Origin of the sequence: Pseudoalteromonas sp. MMG013, from assembly GCF_018100885.1 — a bacterium.
Taxonomy (GTDB): domain Bacteria; phylum Pseudomonadota; class Gammaproteobacteria; order Enterobacterales; family Alteromonadaceae; genus Pseudoalteromonas; species Pseudoalteromonas aurantia.
In genome coordinates, this window is the sequence record NZ_JAGJEE010000041.1 from 29,881 (window position 1) to 47,177 (window position 17,297).

Consider the following 17,297-nt stretch of genomic DNA (forward strand, 5'->3'; position numbering starts at 1 on the left):
AATGAAATGGGCATAAGCTGCTGGCTTATGCCCGTTGAGATTATTAATCTTTATTCATCATCTTCAACCAACGTCATTAGAGAAGTGTTACCCCCTGATGCGGTGGTATCTATACTGATGGTTTTTTCCGTAACTAAACGACTGATCAAAGTATCATAATACTCAGCACTGATAACCGGTAAAATGGCACCACTACGCGCGGCCAATTGCTGACTAAAGTACCCTAAACGTGATGAGCGCGCAGCAACAACTGCACCCGCAAGGTGGGGGTGCGTTAAAACAGCATGTAGTTGATTCGGTTTTGCAACCTGGAATACCCCTTCGGCGATGCCTGTCGAGATAAATTTATCTCTAAACGCTTGGGCTTCATCATAGAAAATCTCAGATGCAACTGTAATAACTGTATTACCCGCAGCTAATGCAGTAATAATAGAAATTGCCCAAAAGTTAAATGAGGTGCTTTTATCGGCGTAACATACAACACAACCACGAGCTTCTAAATGAAGCGTGTTTGACTCACCTGTTGGTCCAGGTAAGGTCGTATGTGTACGCATACGTTTTTCTAAACGATTCAACTGAGTACGGGCATCAGCAAGTGTTTTTGCTAAATCGTCTGCTAAGTCGTCAATAATTTCAACGGTGGCAATTTTGGCTAACAATTGACGTACAGCAGAAACTCGGTCGTTTAACGGCGTTGCGCGCCAGATCTTTTCATCACGCATTGAATTACGCATCAAGCGATCGACTTGCTCTGTTGCACCTGGAAAGTTGTGAGTGTCTAACTCATCAGCGGTTAAGTTAGTCATTTGTACGTTTTCAGGTGATGCTTTTTCTTTTACCAAACGATACAAATAGTTTGGGCCACCCGCTTTAGGACCAGTCCCCGACAAACCTCGACCACCAAAAGGTTGCACTCCAACAATCGCGCCAATCATATTACGGTTGACGTAAACATTGCCTGCTCTAGACATTTTAGCTAAATAGCGGCAACGCTCTTCTATACGAGAGTGAACGCCCATTGTTAAGCCGTAACCGGTGTTATTGATTTGGTCAATCACATTGTCTAGTTCGCTGGCTTTATAACGAATAACGTGCACGACAGGGCCAAATACTTCACGTTTCAATACGGATAAATCAGAAATTTCGTATAAACGAGGGGCAAAGAAATAAGCGCCATTTTCTGAATTATCAGGAATTGGCGATTCAAACAACAACTTGCCATTGGTTTTTAAGTATTCAACATGTGCACTAAGCGTATTGAGTGCTTTTTCGTCAATAACTGGGCCGACATCAGTATCTAGTTGAGCAGGGTCGCCGATGTGTAATTCTTGTAGCGCGCCTTTTAGCATGTTAATAATACCATCGGCTACATCTTCTTGTAAGAATAAAACCCGTAGTGCTGAACAGCGTTGACCTGCACTTTGGAAGCCCGATGAAATAACATCATCAACCACTTGCTCTGGTAAGGCCGTTGAATCAACGATCATACAGTTTTGACCGCCGGTTTCGGCTATAAGAGGCACTTGAATGTCATTCCGTTCAGCAAGAATCTGTGAGATTAACGTACCTGTTTCAGTTGAACCGGTGAACATCACTGCTTGAATACGCTCATCTGGTACTATGTGTTTACCGACTTCACTGCCTCGCGCGATTACCGCTTGTACAACATGTTCAGGTAAACCCACAATTTGCATTAGCTCGATACAACGCAGTGCAATCATACTGGTTTGTTCTGCCGGTTTCGCAATAACGGTATTACCCGTTACTATGGCTGCGGCAACTTGACCTAGAAATATAGCCAGAGGGAAGTTCCAAGGGCTAATACATAAGATAACGCCACGCGCTTCAAAACGTTCATCTTCTGATAACTCTTCTGCACGTGCTGCATAATAGCGGCAAAAGTCGACCGCTTCGCGTACTTCATCAATGCTGTCTTGGGTAATTTTTCCGGCTTCTTTAATACAGATAGCCACCAGCTCATCATGGTGACGCTCTAATATATCGGCAATGCGGCGTAATAGCTCCGCACGTTCAGATACCGGTGTTTCTGACCAGCTTTCAAATGCACTATCAGCGTTTGCGAGCATCGAGTGCATTTTATCACTTTGATGAAGCGGCACTTGACCGACGACTTCAGTATGATTTGCTGGGTTACGTACTGCTAGGAAGCCTTCTTTCACATCTGCTTCATTGATCCGGTTATCTTCGAACCACTTGTCTAGATTGTCTTTAAGGGGGGAAATAGCATTGACGTCAGTTAAGTCCATGCCTTTTGAATTGGCACGTTCATTACCATACAGTTCAATTGGTAAGGTAATTTGGGTATTAAATTTATTGCGTAAGCTTTGCAGAGTTTCAACCGGGTCAGGTAATAAAGACTCAACAGGTTTCGTGACGTCAACAATGGCATTTACAAATGATGAATTCGCACCATTTTCAAGTAAACGTCGAACGAGGTAGGCTAACAAGTCTTCATGTTGACCAACAGGTGCATACACGCGACACTGTACGTTGTCTTTTTCTACGATTTGATCGAATAAAGATTCGCCCATACCATGCAGACGTTGGAATTCAAAGCCTTGGTTATTACCCTTGGCGACTTCTAAGATAGTTGCCGCCGTGTAAGCATTGTGTGTTGCAAACTGTGGGAATAACGCATCACGTGCTTCAAGTAATTTAATGGCACATGCTTTGTAAGATACATCTGTTGTTGCTTTACGGGTAAATACAGGGAAGTGATCTAAACCATCTTGTTGTGTGGTTTTAATTTCTGTATCCCAATAAGCGCCTTTGACTAAACGGACCATGAGTTTACGGCCGACACGGCGGGCTAAGTCTGTTAACCATTCAACTACGAAAATCGCACGCTTTTGATAAGCTTGCACAGCAAGACCAAACCCTTGCCAATCACCAAGCTCATCATCAGAGAAAACGGCTTCAATGACATCTAAAGAGATGTCTAGTCGGTCAGCTTCTTCTGCATCAACAGTAAAGCCAATATCATAGTGTTTAGCCGCTAATGCTAGCTCTTTTAGCTTTGGCACGATTTCTGAAAGTACACGTTCACGATGGCTGAATTCATAACGCGGGTGTATTGCCGATAACTTAACTGAAATACCGGGGCTTTTTATTGGGCCACGGCCATTTGCTGCTTTACCTATAGAGTGAATCGCGTTCATGTAACTATTAAAGTAGCGCTGGGCATCCTCCATGGTACGTGCGCCTTCGCCTAGCATATCGTATGAATATACATAGCCTTTTTGCTCTTTTTCAGCTGCACGTTCAATTGCTTCGTCGATATTTTGCCCCATAACGAACTGCTTACCCATGATTTTCATGGCAAAGTTTACAGACTTACGGATCACTGGTTCACCTAAGCGGCCTATGGTCTTTTTCAATACACCAAACTGTTGATCTTTATTTTTGTCTGTGTAGTTCACCATTTTACCGGTAACTAGCAAGCCCCAACTAGATGCGTTAACAAACAAAGAGTCGCTACTACCTAGGTGCGAACTCCAATCACCATTGGCTAATTTGTCACGAATGAGGTTATCTTGAGTTTCCTTATCAGGTACTCGCAGCAACGCCTCGGCTAAACACATCAATACCACCCCTTCTTCTGAAGAAAGTGAGAATTCATTTAATAGTGCATCCACGCCATTTTGACCGTCTTGGTCTTTACGAATGTTTACCACAATTTGGCGTGCGCGTTCCCATGCACGGCTTCGAGCCGTCACGCCTACTTCAGCAAGTGGCAAAATATGGTCAATAACTTGCTCTTCATCAATACGATAGAAGTCACGGATTTTTTGTCTAATAGGACAGTTAGTAATTAAATCACCGTTGTAAAGCATAAGGAACCCTCAGAAAAGGAGTCAAAAACACACGTAATTAACACATATCAAGTCAGACAGGGGTAAGTTGGGTCAGACTACATAGTGGCACAAACAGCGCCTAATTAATTACAACATAGTTAATTAATGCATTGCGCGAGACTAAACAGTATCACACTTAAAACGTGTTTAAAATTTAGCCTAAATGCATTGTGTTTAGTATCAAATTTTTCAGGCATTCTATCTGAGAATAAGCAGTATATGCTGTTTTATTTTGGGAAAATACGGTAAATTAAGGGGATAACTCACTCAGAAACAGAATTAAATGCTGCATGACAACTTCGATTAGAACTCGTGTATTAGACCGTATCGATTTAGCAATATTAGATGTATTGCAAAGGAATGGTCGAATATCTAATGTTAACTTGGCAAAAGAAGTAAACTTAAGCCCGAGCCCATGTTTAGACAGAGTAAAAAAACTTGAGTCTGAAGGGTATATAGAAGGTTACTCTGCGCGTTTAAACTCCGCGAAGCTAGGGCAAGCATTGGTCGCACATGTAGAAATAACGTTAAAAAGCTCTACAGAGGCGGTGTTTTCTCTATTTAGAGAACATATTGTTAAAATACCGCAAGTGGTGAGTTGTGATATGGTGGCTGGTGGCTTTGATTACCTTGTCACAATTCGTGTTGCGGATATGGCACAATATCGAGAAGTATTAGGTAAAATTGTAGAAACACCAGGCGTGAGTACGAACCATACTTATATGGTGATTGAACATATTAAGTCAGACAGTGGCTTGACCATTTTATAATACGATTATATAGCATGAATCACGTTCAGGCTGAGAGATCGCTATCGGCCCGAACGTTGATTATCACTGTGGTGCTATGCCCATCCATCATAGCGTTTACGGCGCGATAAGAAGATTGTTAAAATCACCCCTAATAATAATCCAGCAAAAGCGATACCACCGCCATAAGCGAGTAATGTATGCTGCTCGCTTTGCTTTTTAAGCGCATTTTCTTGTTTTTGTGTTGCTAACTGCGTTTGTAAGTCTGAAATACTTTTTTGTAGTAAGGCATTTTCACTATTTAGATTATCATTGCTTTGTTGTAATAGCGGCAGCTGTGCTTGTGCATCGTCCAATTGGCTTTGCATTGTGCTAAGTGTTTCGCTGGCTTTGTTCAATTGCTGCTTTAATCCAGGTTGCATGGATATAAACTTTTCTTCAACCCACACTTCACGGCCTTTATCATCGATGATTTGAATGTAACCGTTTTGCGGTTCGGCAATAATTTGGATCTGAGTTCCTGCATCTATAGAACCAAGAATTCGATAGTTTTTCCCCGGACCAGAGTGCGCATATAAAAATAGATTATCAACGATAAATCCAGCGTTTGCAGTTGTATTGTCGACTGCCGCCACTGACGTTGCTGCTAATTGTGTTTGCTCAACTTCTTCTGCAATTGAAAAGTGGGAAATAAGCGCAAGTACACTGGGTAATATTATTCGTTTTAACATCCCTAGACCCAAGATTTATTAATTTTTTCAAATAGTATGGATTTAGCTGATCAATAGCAAGAGATAGCTAAAACTTCCGAGAACATATGGTAAAAAGATTGCAAACTGTAGGTGCATTGTATATTTTGGGCGTTCGATAATTATATAGGTAATAACTTGCCCTAATGGACACTGAAATAGAACTGAAGTTTTTACTTTCAGACAATGAAGTTCCTCTTATACCAGGACTCATCACTCAATTCGCAAAAACCGTCAAAAACCAACCCGCTCGGAATTTAAAAAACGCATATTACGACACGCCTAACCGAGAATTGCGCGCACTTGATATTGGTCTGCGCACCCGCTGTTGTGATAGTGACTGTGAACAAACAATTAAGTTGGCGGGAGAAGTTGTTGGGGGATTGCATCAACGGCCTGAATATAACTTACCGCTGAATTCGGTTCGACCGGACTTGCTGGCTTTTGATCCAATAATTTGGCCTCATGGTATGCAAGTGGGCAGTATTAACGAAAATTTATTCCCGATCTTCAGTACTAATTTCATCCGCAGAACGTGGTTAATTGAAACTGAGCAGGGCAGCAAAATTGAAGTGGTATTAGATAAAGGAGAAGTGGTTGCACAAGGGCAAGTAGAGCCAATTTCAGAGCTTGAGATTGAATTGGTTGAAGGGACTCGTCATGATTTATTTTTACTGGCCGATCACTTAATCAATCTATCAGGGTTGCGTTTAGGGCTCTATTCTAAAGCGGCCAGAGGATACCGATTAGCGGATAATAAGCCGCTTGAGCCAAATAAGTTTATTGGCTTTGTGCCATTGCAGCCTGGAGCCACCCAAGAGCAGGCGCTCGTTGCTTCAATTAATTATGGTATTCAGTTTGTGCAAAAGCATGAACAATGTTATTTCAACAAGCCAAGCTTAAAAACACTGAAACGCATTATTGATGGTGTGACACTTATTCGTCATACATTTAGGTTGTTCTCTGACATTGTTGATAAAGAAACAACAGAACAGTTACGGGGGGAGTTTAAGTGGTTACTTGATGAGCTGGTGTGGGTAGAAAATGCAATTTATTTAAAAACCTATACTTCAAAACGCCATGCCTATTACAAAAAAATCAATAGTGCACCTGAGTTATCTCAAGTGATTAGTGATTTAAAAGATGTGCAGCCTACAGCGACAGATATTGAAGACTTGTTTCATTGTGCGCGATACAACCGTCTTATTTTAACATTGACCCGTTGGTTAGTTGATAGAGAATGGCGTCAACATTGGGACCAAAAGGCACTTAATGCGGCTGAGCAACCGGTTCATGAAGTGGCAAAAGGTTTTTTCGATAAAGATTGGCAAGATTTAAGAGCTTTATTACCCAAGAACAAGGCACTCACAAAAACGGATTACTTACGGTTACGTCATCAGTTGGAAAATACGTTATTGAGCGGCAATTGTTTGGGTAAACTGTATGATAAAGAACTGCGCCAGGAATTTAGAACGCCTTGGATTGACATTGTTTATGGTATTTATGAACTAGACACACTGTCATATTTGATGCAGTTGTGTCGGGGGCAAGATAGCGAAGCATTACGAGATATTCAAACTTGGCTAGAGAAAAAAGCTGATTTCTTGGTCAGTGCGATGGAGCAAAGTCGAGACGTTTCAGTGAATGGGTTGCCATATTGGCGATAGCCCCACCATATCGATTGCTACCGTTTTGGGTTGCAATCGGTATTGTATCACCGCAAGGGTATACCGAGTCATGGTATAAGTGGTATGAGAAAGGGGAGTTAAGCATCTACCATAAGCCCGCAGGGAAAGGTTTAATTCATGCTAAAGCGTCTGCGTTGTATGTAAATACGAGCGTTAGGCGTTTTATTAATTTACTGCATGACACAGAGAATGTGCCTAATTGGTTGGTGCCAGTCAGCAAGTATCTTTGGTTGCAAGCCCTACACCGTCTGAGCGCATTGTACATACATATTTCAGTGCTCCATGGCCTATTTCAGATAGAGATATGCTCACCCATTCATGCTTTACCCAAGTGAGCACCACGCATTATCAGTTACAAGTAAAAGATACGCAGCTTTGGCAAGTACACAGTAAAGCAATACGTGTCGCACCTGTGAAAGCGACTTGGCAGCTTTCTCAACAAGGCAGTGATCTTAGAATTGAGTATGTGGCTTATGCCAATCCAAATGGTGTACTGTCGAAGTGGCTCGTGAATAAGCAAACCTTGAAAAGTATTCGGTACACACTTATTGCGATAAGGTCACAGCTCAAAAATAAAAAATACGGAGTCAGTAAAATGACAATATCTGGCGGTGCGTGCACCGATTTTTAACGGTGATTTTGCCAAGACAGCTCGCTATTGTTCAACTACACTCAATAAATCCTTTTTTCGTAGTTAAGTATTATGATTGATATTGACGACAAAGTATTGGACGACTTACGCTCAGGGTTTAGCCTGCCTGCAAAGCCTGAAATATTGCAAAAGTTACAAGTAGAATTAAACCAAGATGAGCCCGAGCTTGGCACAATCGCAAAAATTATTTTAGAAGATGTTGCAACGTCAGCAGCCGTTTTGAAAGTCATTAATTCACCTGCTTATGGTATGTCGAGAACTGTGACTGATATTAAACAGGCCGTCATGTTTTTGGGTGTAAATTGTATAACGCAGTTGGTGACAGGGCATTTGCTAAAAAGTGCGTTTAGCCAAAATGATTGCAGTATTTCATTAGAGCGATTTTGGGATAATGCATCTGATATTTCACAAATAGCGATGTTAATTGGTCGTCAAGTTAAGCCGACTATCCCCATCGAAAACTTGCAGTTAGTTGGCTTATTTCATGATGCAGGCATTCCCGCAATGGCGATGAAATACGATAATTATGCGCAGCTACTAACGAAAGCGGCCGAACGGCCAGAAAAAACATTGGTGATGTATGAAGAGCATGTATATCCAACAAACCATACGGTTGTGGGGTACTTCTTGGCAACATCATGGCACCTACCTAAATCAATATGCCAAATGATTCTACGCCATCATGACTGTGATTATTTAAATAGTGATCAAGACAAAGTTGATAAAGCCACGTTTGCTGCGTTGAAATTAGCTGAGAACTTGGCTTTTGAAGCAAAAAGCTTTCGCTCTTGTGCTGATTGGCACGCCTTTAGAGATGATGTGATGATTGCGCTAGAGCTCAGTGACGATGAGTACACCGATATCAAAGAAGATGTTGAAGAGTTTTTTATTCACTAAATTAATACCTGACATGGGCAATAGGTTTACACCTGATGTTTTTTCATGTTTGTTTTTTATACAATCAATTGCGCCGACTACCTAGTTACATTATGGTTTGTATTTGCAAACGTATATTATTTTCAGTTATTTACGACTGAGATGAGCCTTTGCAGCTTGTACGAAAAATCGACAAGAAACAATAACATGTAAAAAGGATAGTTTAATGACCAATCATAAGCGGATCATAATATGCGTTGGGGTGATAACAAGCCTATTCGCTGTTAACCACGCACTCGCGCATAATAACATCAATGATGATCAATACCGTGAAATTCAACAGCAGGACGCTGCGTTAATTCATTCACCGCAATGGGCAACACGCGTAAACTGTAACACCGACCCTCAAGCACTGAATAAAGCCATATCTTACAGTCGTTGGACGATACAGCCGCGCAGATTTACAGTGAGCGGCGCGTGCTCTGGGCCCGTTATTATTGCGCAACGGAATATCGAAATTAGCAACGACGCAGAGCAAAGTGGCTCGATTGTACTGGGTACGGGCGTCGAGGCACAAGAAGCACTAAGAATTGCGAACAGCACTGTTGTTTTGAAAGACTTCAATATTCAAGTCGACAGTAATACGCGTGCCATAACCGTAACTCAGAACAGCGTTGCTACGTTACAAAATATCACGTCTAATGCTAAATCTTCTACCAGCGATGTACTTTATCCTTTTGTTATCACTGATAATAGTACCGCGTATATTGCACAATTCTCAAAGTCTGGTTTTGCGATATCAGGCAGTTCGGTTGCACAATTTGATGCCGACAATGAAGACAATATGGTCGATGTATTAGATACCTCTATGGCACGTTCAAATACGGCAAACCGATTTTTAGCAGTGCAAGTGTCGGGCAATGGTTATTTTTTAGCAGATAATAAAACACACATCGATTCTTTGATGATCTGGAGCAAGGCTGCGGTTGATGTGAATCGCGAAAGCTCAGTGGGCCAGTTGCAAATGGGGGGGCAAACGTTGTTTGCGGCATATCGGAATTCGTCTATCACGGGGCCATATTTTTTGTATGGTAATGTGGTGTTTGAACTCGAGCATTCAACAGCCAGTAATTGGGTCAAAGTAAATAAACCGCAGTCTATTTTAGTGGGAAACAATGCCACAGTAAATGGCACGTTATACCCATCTTGGACGTGGGCCGGACAAGATGGCAGTGAGCCATAAAGGGATAAGAACGCAATTTAAACCCTTGTCGTGCATTGACGTGATTAGGGTTTAATTTTTAGGTTCTAAAAACGGGACTTGAAACGTATGGGCTTAAAGTGAGGGTAAATGAATAGAAATAAAAATATGCGTATTGTGGTCACACGGTGTGCTTGGGTGGTGTCTTGTTAGTAAGCTTACTTTAATAAGAGAAAATAGATGACAGACATGCTTACAGAGACCGAATTAAACACTCAGGTATTACGGGCACAAACGGGTAATGTTGATGCTTTTACGTTGTTAATAAAATACTCTCGCAACGTTGTTGAGTGTATTGCAATAGGCATTGTTCGTGATATTGATGCAGCTAAAGATGTGATGCAAAAGGTGTATATCAAGGTATGGTCAGATATAAATCAACTTAAAGAACCGAGCTGCTTTTTATCTTGGGTTCGTCAAATTACGCGATATACTGCCATGAATAGCTTACGCCGTAATACAGTAAATGTTGAATTAGATGTGGAGACTGCCGCAAAGCTATTGGCAAAGTTAGCCTGTGACGGGGCTGATTTAGAAATGACACTGCAGCAAGCAGAGCAGAGACAACTCATCGCGCATTTGGTTGAGCAGCTTCCAGATGAATCCCGAGAGATTACTTTACTGTATTATCGCGAAGAACAAAGTTGTGAAGCCGTAGCGCGTTTGCTCGACCTTGAACCTGCAACAGTCAGAAAGCGTTTACAACGAGTACGAGAAAAAATTAAGTCGCAAATATTAAACGACTATGGCCGTGTTATTTTAGCCAATGCACCAATAGAACTGGCGAGTCTTAGTGCTATAAGCATATCATCAACCCCTGTTGCGGCGTCGATTGGTGCAGCTGCTGCGCCAACACCTTGGTACAGTAAGTTGTTGATGATGTTAGGTGGGGCTGGTATTGGCGCACTAGCAGCGATGTTTGCGATATGGTGGAGTTCCCGCTTAGTTTCAAATAAGTTAGATAATGAACGCGATAGGCAAGCAGTAACACAAATAAGAAATCATAATTTTATTGCAGTTGGTATCGGGGCTGGCGTCATGAGCCTAGGTTACGGGTTTACACAAGGTTGGCTAATTCCTGTATTGGGTTTTATGGTCATTGTGGGTTGGCTCGTTTGGAGCACATTGCATCTTAACAAGATTACCCACAAGCTGTGTGCGGGGGCCACTAAAAGCCAGCAAAGAGTACAGTATATTGGAGGGTTATTAGGCCTTATTTTTGGGGCTATAGGAGGCGGCGCAGGACTGTATTTTGGTCTTGAGAACAGTGGCCGCTTAGCTTATTTAATGTAAAAGAATACGATGTGATAGCACTCTGGATAGTGTTATGGCGTTGGGTTAACCTTCAGAACAAATTAACGATAGTGAGAGATGAGGCGCATCAACCGAGTTGATAGTTCTGTTTGTTTAGGCGCTTATAATTAAACGCCTAAGACTTTAAATTTACATAACCTCAGGTTTGGATAAGGGTTTTGGAATAGGAAATATTTTGTAAACCAACTTACGTACAACCCAATGATGGTATTTTTTTCAATATCAAGGCGCTTTTATGCAGTAATAGCGGGCTATTACAAATGAAAGCAACGCCGAGAGTGAGAAAAATAGCTTTATTGGGCAAATTTGCTTATCCAGAGCTGAGGTTATTTAACCTCAGGTTTGGATAAGGGTTTTGGAATAGGAAGTATTTTGTAAACCAACTTACTTACAATCCAATGATGATATTTTGTTCAATATCAAGGCACTTTTATGCAGTAATAGCGGGCTATTACAAATGAAAGCAACGCCGAGAATGAGAAAAATAGCTTTATTGGGCAAATTCGCTTATCCAGAGCTGAGGTTACATACATAGATATAGAGCGTTGTAGAAATAAAACGCACAAGATATAAAATAACACGGGCACGTAGTATAGTTATCACTGATAGCATGTGCTCATCGTTTCAATATTTATAAGCGCTTATTTCTTATGCGTTACTGACTAAGATACGCTTAACTGACTAAGATACGCTTAACTGGCTAGGTTACTCACAGCCACTGGCCACTTCAATGTCTAAAAATACTTCATCGAAATAGCTATCATTATCTGTTCCGCCATGACGAGTCCCTGTTAAATGTATGACCGCGTAACTGGTGGTTTCAGGTACTAACGCTTTATTTGATTGTAAAGTCCAAGACGACCTCAGTGACCCTCTTGCTGGATGAGAGGCAAGGGTGTTGCCTTGTGCATCATGAAATGAAACAGTCATGCTAGGCACATCTGTGCCATTATAATTGCGAAGCAGGCCACCCCAGTATAAGGTTGTATTACCCCGCTGGATATCAGCAGCGTAATCGTTTAAATCAACATGCTGTGATGCGTGGCCTAACGCACTTTCATTGGTACATACTCCCCCGACAGCGAAAAGCTTCGAGCCGTGTGCTGCGGGTACGGAATCACATGTGTTGCTGTTGAGCGACTCTATATCACCACTCCAGTGTGCAGTGCCTTGTTCTGCTCCTGTGTTTTTTAGCAATGCGATACGTGTTTTTTGGTTTGCATGATCACTGGTATCAAATCGCAGTAGTATGGGGTCGTGATCTATGCTTCCATCCGCACCACAACTTATCGATTTCCCTTCATTATTTAAGCCTAAATCGCACCACACATTATTGAGTACCTCTAAGGCATCTATATGCCAATGCTCAGGCAGGTTTCTCGCTAAAATGTAGTCAATTCTGCTTATGTTGTAGTATGTGTAGCCCAAACTATCGTTGATATCAGGGTATTGCTCGCGCCACAGGTCTTCAAAACCATTGTCCCAAAAAACTTGCATTTCACCTCGCTCAGGGTCATTACTTCCCCAAGGGTCGTCTAGATTAGCATTAAAATCACCGGTTAATATAACGGCTTCGTTGGGTAACACATGGTCATTAATTACGGCGCTTATCGTATTAAAGTTTTGCAGTCGTTTTTTATCGGTTTCGCTTGTTACAAACGCGGTGTGCGCCGACCATACCCAAATTGCTTTACCATTAATGTGATACTTTGCACCTAATATGGTTCTACCATTAATCTCATGGAGTACTTTATCCGAAAGGCTCGAATAATGACTGGCAATTCCAATACCATAACTTCCCGCCGAACCTGCGCCAGTACCAGGATATGCTTGAGCTTGTGCACACCACATATTGGCATAATTAAAATCAACGTTAGGTTGAAATAAAGAATAAAAGCCATTACCGCAATGCTTAATTTCTTGCAGTGTGATCACATCTGGATTGTATTGAAGCAGATTTTGCCTAACCGCTGAAAATGGGTAGCGAGTGTTGTTACCCATCTCCCATGCGTTCCAGTTAATTAAGGTAAATTGATTTTGGGTCGTATCACACGCAGGTTGTGCATGAAGCGTCGGTACAAATAATAAAGTGGCTAAGCTTGCTTTGAGTGTCTTGTTCATAATATTAACTTGGTTATTAAAAGAGCATAACCAAGTTAATAAATAAAAATGACAATCTGGTATAGTCCAGATTAAAGTGATTTTACAGTTATTTTACACAGCCATATGGCTTTAAAGTGAGAATTACAAATGGGCGGCAACATAATGTAGATTTTTGGTGTGAGCTACAAGTCATTTAGATGTAATTGAACCGGTCATTTGACACTTTTTATTTGATAAGAGGAGCGCATTACTTTAGCTACTGGTTGCTTTTTTGGGCGGGTTCGGTATGCGATATTTATTATCTGAGATCAGAGCGTACTTTGAATTTTTGTTGATATTATTGAAACAAAGTTAGCAATTGATTATAATTTCGCGCTCTTACCACAGGTAACATACATGACTAACAGACTACAAACTTTACTGAGTTGTAATTTAGGAAATACCTGATTGGATTCGATGATAATAAATACATGGAAAACTCATGAGTATATACAAAAGTATTTCTTTAATAATGAGAAATACGTTCTTAATAACCACACTATTTTTAACCGCGTTTGCGGGCAATGCACAAGAAAAAGCGGCTTCATTAATACTAAAAGAGGCTTTTGGTTCAGATCCTTACCATAAAATGGCTTACCACGATGGTGTGTTGCTCGTATCTGGGCTTGCAGGCGCAGGTAGCGACGATAAAAGTGGGACTATTGATGTGTTGCGGTATGGCGACAAAGGGTTTGATCTTATCAGTCAAACGCCATTAATTAGTCCAAAAGAAGACTTCCCTTATCGGAGTATTCTCGACTTAAGTTATGTCAATGGGTATTGGATGATGCTAGCTGGAAATAGCTTCGGTATTCATCTCGTTTCTGCAACATTGAAAAATGGAAACCTTTTTATTGTTAATGAGTTAAGTGCTAATGGTTTTAGTAGTCAGGCTCAGCTTGTTTCCGGTAACCGCGGTAATTTGTATGTTGTGAGTGGTGACTGGAGTCCAGTGGATCCCAAAGGTGGAATGTCAGTAATCCACTTTAACATTGATGATAATGGCGTAATAAAACACAACAGCACAGTCAATTTTGATATAAGACCCAATGAACCAGATCACTCTGATAGCTTCAGTGTCTCTTATGACAATCACGCCTTATACCTTACAAGTAGTAATCAAGATGACACCCCCGCAGGGCTTTATAAGCTGCCGTTGGCAGATGATGGCTCACTGCAAGCGGCTGTCGAGCTGACACTTAAAAACGCAAAGTCGAGGTATCACCTTTCTAAAATGTCTGGAGATTTGTGGCTATTGTCTGATCATATGTGGGGCTTTCAGGTTGCACAACTGAAAGGCAATGCGTTACAAGTTATCTTTGAGCATGAAAGTAGCTCTTATTATAGCGCCCTTGAAGTAAAAGGTAACTTAATTTTTGGTTTAGACACTTATGGAGACGTGGATATTTTTCAAATAGGTCATGACAAAACGATTTCGCATAGGTTCACATCAAGAATATTAGATTCTGGATTCAACCGTGATATGCACATTGCTGATGATACATTATTTATTACACAGGGCTTTGAAGGCATTTCTTCTTTAAAAATTGAAGATAACACAACGTTAACCAATTTACATCACTTCTCTCAATCAGGTGTTGTAGGAGACATTGCTATGCAGGGCAATGAACTTGCGGTCGCCGCCTTTGGTCGTATGTATTTTTGGGGCGTGGGCGATACCGACCCTGCGTCGCTCAATGCAACGTACGATGGTGGATATAGCCTAAAAGGCGTTGTATGGGAGGATGATGAAGTGGTTATTAATCATAGTGCTGAATTAGAGTCTCATTTGGTTGAAAATTTAAAAAACAATATCAATGTCGGCACACGTCATGGCAGCTTGGGTGGCCAAGGCAGAGATGGCCAGATTATTAAACTTAAAAATGGCTATGCAGCTGCAGCGCATGGTCAGTTAAGCTTCATTGATGAGTCAAAAAATATAATCTCGACTATAGAAATAGAGTTAATAAGCGCTTTTTACACTCTGGGAATGGTCGCGTCTGAGCATGTACTATTTGTATCTACGGGATTACCTAGTGAGGTTATTGTGTATGATACGTCAGATTTATCAAACGTAACTGAGCTCACCCGTATTAAGCGTAACAATAATATATATGGCAATGTTGCTGTTAAAGGTAATTATCTTTATATTCCAGTAGTTCTTGAGAATGGGCGCTTTGCAATCACGCCTTATAATATAAGTAACCCGGCTGAGCCCGTTGTATTACCTAGTGTTGAAGTGGGTCGCAGTACAGGTGATGCCACATTACACATTGATGGCAATTACTTGATTGCAATCGGCTCTCACGGTGCTTTACTCGATATCTCGGTACCTGAAAAGCCAGCGCTGGTTGATGAGAATTTAGAGATCAATACCAATGGGATTGGCGCCGGTTTTGAGAATGATTTGTTTACGGTACCTATGAATAGCGCAGGGCGTTTACAGCGCTCTTACATAAATTTTGCACCAAAGCAAGGTGATTTGACGTTGAATTTAGATGAGGATGGTCAAACGATGACCGCCCTTTCGCCATCAGATAATGAAAACGATAGTGTCACGTTTAGTATTCTTGATGAGCCAACAAAGGGTACTGTTACAATTCAAGACAATACCAGTTTAAGCTATGTAGGAGCAGGTAACGCCAATGGTACCGATACCGCAAAGCTACTGGTAACGGATGCTCACGGTGGCGCGAGTGAATTTAACTTAACAATCAATATAAAGCCCGTCAATGATGCACCTTTATTTAATGACCAACCTGTCACTCTGTTAGTTGGATTAGGCCAAACTAAGCGTGTTGCACTTGATGTGGCAGATGTCGATGGTGATAAGTTAACCTTTGAAATTACCGATCAAGCTACGCTAGGTAGTGCCGATGTTGATAGCCTGGGCGTTGTAACATATGCACCTAACACCAGCACCGCAGGTACAGATAGCTTTGTTGTGATGGTATCTGATGCAGTAGGGGTGACGGCAAGTAAAAAAGTCAATGTGACTATTTCCACTCAGCCAGTTTCAACGGATGCGACGGGTAACAGTAATGACAGTAGCGGCGGCACGGTAAGCTGGTTTTATTTACTTGGATTGTTGCTTGTTGGTATGCAACGACGCTATACACTTTAATTGAATGTTGAGTAGTAATTCAGGCTTAAAGCCGAGGTCTGAATTACGCTTTTATTTTGGCTTGCCACTGACTTTGCTGGCAGGTCAATCAATGCCTTTTTTGACACTATTGTCAAAAAATAAAATCGAGCCTAGCTTATTATTTTACTTATATTACGTTGTTAACGGGTAATAAAATTCATTAAAAAGCGAGTTGTTAGAGGCTAAAGTTAGCGCTTACTTATTACTTTTAAGGCTGATACCGTGCAATGAACATCATCACCGTTTCTTCAATTGCTCGGTTCATTGCTATGTCACTGACCTCTTCAAAGCCGTAAAGTAGTGGATAAAAAGTGAATGACTTTAATTGATACACAAACTGCTTTGCTGCGTAGTCAGCATCTGTGATTTTGAGTGCACCAGCGGCAGAGGCTTGCATTAAAAACTCACTAAAATATGTCATGCAGCCGATAGAATTAGCTGAGAGTGATTTGGCCAGTTCAGGCTGTTGCAGCATTTGCATAAAGGCAATTTTACCGATTTTTAAAAATTCGCTTGAAGTAAGTAAGGCCACTTCTTGCGTGGCAATGTCGGTTAATTGGGCTTGTATCGGACGAGTACTGTCAAATTCTATAGCACTGACATTGGCGACCTTTTCGAGCATGCGGTCTAAAATCGCATGAAACAGTACCTCTTTTGAGGAAAAATGATTATAGACGGTGCGCTTAGATACCCCAGCATGACTCGACACCGCATCCATACTGGTTTGGTCTAGTCCGTATTGATAAAATAAATCTTGTGCCGCATCTAATATTTGTAATCGTTTTTTGTCTGATAGTTTCATGTACTTAACCTCAGGTTTGGATAAGGGTTTTGGAATAGAAGATG

The 17,297-nt window shown here is 41.3% G+C and carries 11 protein-coding genes; 7 read left to right on the top strand and 4 right to left on the bottom strand.

Going from position 1 to position 17,297, the window contains the following annotated elements:
* Nucleotides 1-50 precede the first annotated feature (50 nt).
* Nucleotides 51-3,854, bottom strand: coding sequence for a bifunctional proline dehydrogenase/L-glutamate gamma-semialdehyde dehydrogenase PutA (putA, locus tag J8L98_RS22430; protein WP_210998299.1), 3,804 nt, complete (start codon nucleotides 3,852-3,854; stop codon nucleotides 51-53).
* A 311-nt stretch (nucleotides 3,855-4,165) separates the two neighbouring features.
* Here putA and J8L98_RS22435 point away from each other — a divergent pair, with 311 nt between their 5' ends.
* The gene (locus J8L98_RS22435; RefSeq protein ID WP_192506584.1) at nucleotides 4,166-4,645 is read left to right on the top strand and encodes a winged helix-turn-helix transcriptional regulator; all 480 of its coding nucleotides are present in this window, start codon (nucleotides 4,166-4,168) and stop codon (nucleotides 4,643-4,645) included.
* Nucleotides 4,646-4,719: 74 nt separating this feature from the next.
* Here the strand turns inward: J8L98_RS22435 and J8L98_RS22440 are convergent, their stop codons facing one another.
* The gene (locus J8L98_RS22440) at nucleotides 4,720-5,355 is read right to left on the bottom strand and encodes a TIGR04211 family SH3 domain-containing protein (RefSeq protein WP_210998300.1); all 636 of its coding nucleotides are present in this window, start codon (nucleotides 5,353-5,355) and stop codon (nucleotides 4,720-4,722) included.
* A 164-nt stretch (nucleotides 5,356-5,519) separates the two neighbouring features.
* Between J8L98_RS22440 and J8L98_RS22445 the strand changes: the two genes are divergently transcribed.
* From J8L98_RS22445 to J8L98_RS22465, 5 genes are all read left to right on the top strand, one after another.
* Nucleotides 5,520-7,040 carry a CYTH and CHAD domain-containing protein gene (locus J8L98_RS22445; protein WP_192506586.1) on the top strand — a complete coding sequence of 507 codons (1,521 nt, stop codon included), beginning with the start codon at nucleotides 5,520-5,522 and terminating at the stop codon, nucleotides 7,038-7,040.
* 220 nt (nucleotides 7,041-7,260) lie between these two features.
* Complete coding sequence (locus J8L98_RS22450) at nucleotides 7,261-7,692, top strand: hypothetical protein (protein WP_210998301.1); 432 nt, start codon at nucleotides 7,261-7,263, stop codon at nucleotides 7,690-7,692.
* A gap of 72 nt (nucleotides 7,693-7,764) precedes the next feature.
* Nucleotides 7,765-8,610, top strand: a complete 846-nt coding sequence (locus tag J8L98_RS22455; protein ID WP_192506589.1) for an HDOD domain-containing protein — start codon at nucleotides 7,765-7,767, stop codon at nucleotides 8,608-8,610.
* Between the two features lie 205 nt (nucleotides 8,611-8,815).
* The gene (locus J8L98_RS22460; RefSeq protein WP_210998302.1) at nucleotides 8,816-9,832 is read left to right on the top strand and encodes a hypothetical protein; all 1,017 of its coding nucleotides are present in this window, start codon (nucleotides 8,816-8,818) and stop codon (nucleotides 9,830-9,832) included.
* 198 nt (nucleotides 9,833-10,030) lie between these two features.
* A complete protein-coding gene (locus J8L98_RS22465; RefSeq protein WP_210998303.1) occupies nucleotides 10,031-11,143 on the top strand; it encodes a sigma-70 family RNA polymerase sigma factor in 1,113 nt (370 codons plus the stop codon).
* 726 nt (nucleotides 11,144-11,869) lie between these two features.
* Here J8L98_RS22465 and J8L98_RS22470 read toward each other — a convergent pair.
* A complete protein-coding gene (locus tag J8L98_RS22470; RefSeq protein ID WP_210998304.1) occupies nucleotides 11,870-13,285 on the bottom strand; it encodes an endonuclease/exonuclease/phosphatase family protein in 1,416 nt (471 codons plus the stop codon).
* 463 nt (nucleotides 13,286-13,748) lie between these two features.
* On the opposite strand from J8L98_RS22470, the gene J8L98_RS22475 reads away from it, so the two are divergent.
* On the top strand, nucleotides 13,749-16,430 hold the full coding sequence (locus J8L98_RS22475) for an Ig-like domain-containing protein (RefSeq protein WP_210998305.1): 2,682 nt from the start codon (nucleotides 13,749-13,751) through the stop codon (nucleotides 16,428-16,430).
* A gap of 229 nt (nucleotides 16,431-16,659) precedes the next feature.
* Here J8L98_RS22475 and J8L98_RS22480 read toward each other — a convergent pair.
* Nucleotides 16,660-17,297, bottom strand: a 638-nt coding sequence (locus J8L98_RS22480; RefSeq protein ID WP_348771924.1) for a TetR/AcrR family transcriptional regulator, incomplete at its 5' end; no start/stop codon positions are given.

Excerpts from the sequence above, each read along its gene's own strand:
- J8L98_RS22445 (WP_192506586.1), top strand. The coding sequence starts at position 5,520 with ATGGACACTGAAATAGAACTGAAGTTTTTACTTTCAGACAATGAAGTT.
- J8L98_RS22465 (WP_210998303.1), top strand. The coding sequence starts at position 10,031 with ATGACAGACATGCTTACAGAGACCGAATTAAACACTCAGGTATTACGG.
- J8L98_RS22460 (WP_210998302.1), top strand. The coding sequence starts at position 8,816 with ATGACCAATCATAAGCGGATCATAATATGCGTTGGGGTGATAACAAGC.
- J8L98_RS22455 (WP_192506589.1), top strand. The coding sequence starts at position 7,765 with ATGATTGATATTGACGACAAAGTATTGGACGACTTACGCTCAGGGTTT.
- J8L98_RS22435 (WP_192506584.1), top strand. The coding sequence starts at position 4,166 with ATGACAACTTCGATTAGAACTCGTGTATTAGACCGTATCGATTTAGCA.
- J8L98_RS22440 (WP_210998300.1), bottom strand. The coding sequence starts at position 5,355 with ATGTTAAAACGAATAATATTACCCAGTGTACTTGCGCTTATTTCCCAC.
- J8L98_RS22475 (WP_210998305.1), top strand. The coding sequence starts at position 13,749 with ATGAGTATATACAAAAGTATTTCTTTAATAATGAGAAATACGTTCTTA.
- J8L98_RS22470 (WP_210998304.1), bottom strand. The coding sequence starts at position 13,285 with ATGAACAAGACACTCAAAGCAAGCTTAGCCACTTTATTATTTGTACCG.
- putA (WP_210998299.1), bottom strand. The coding sequence starts at position 3,854 with ATGCTTTACAACGGTGATTTAATTACTAACTGTCCTATTAGACAAAAA.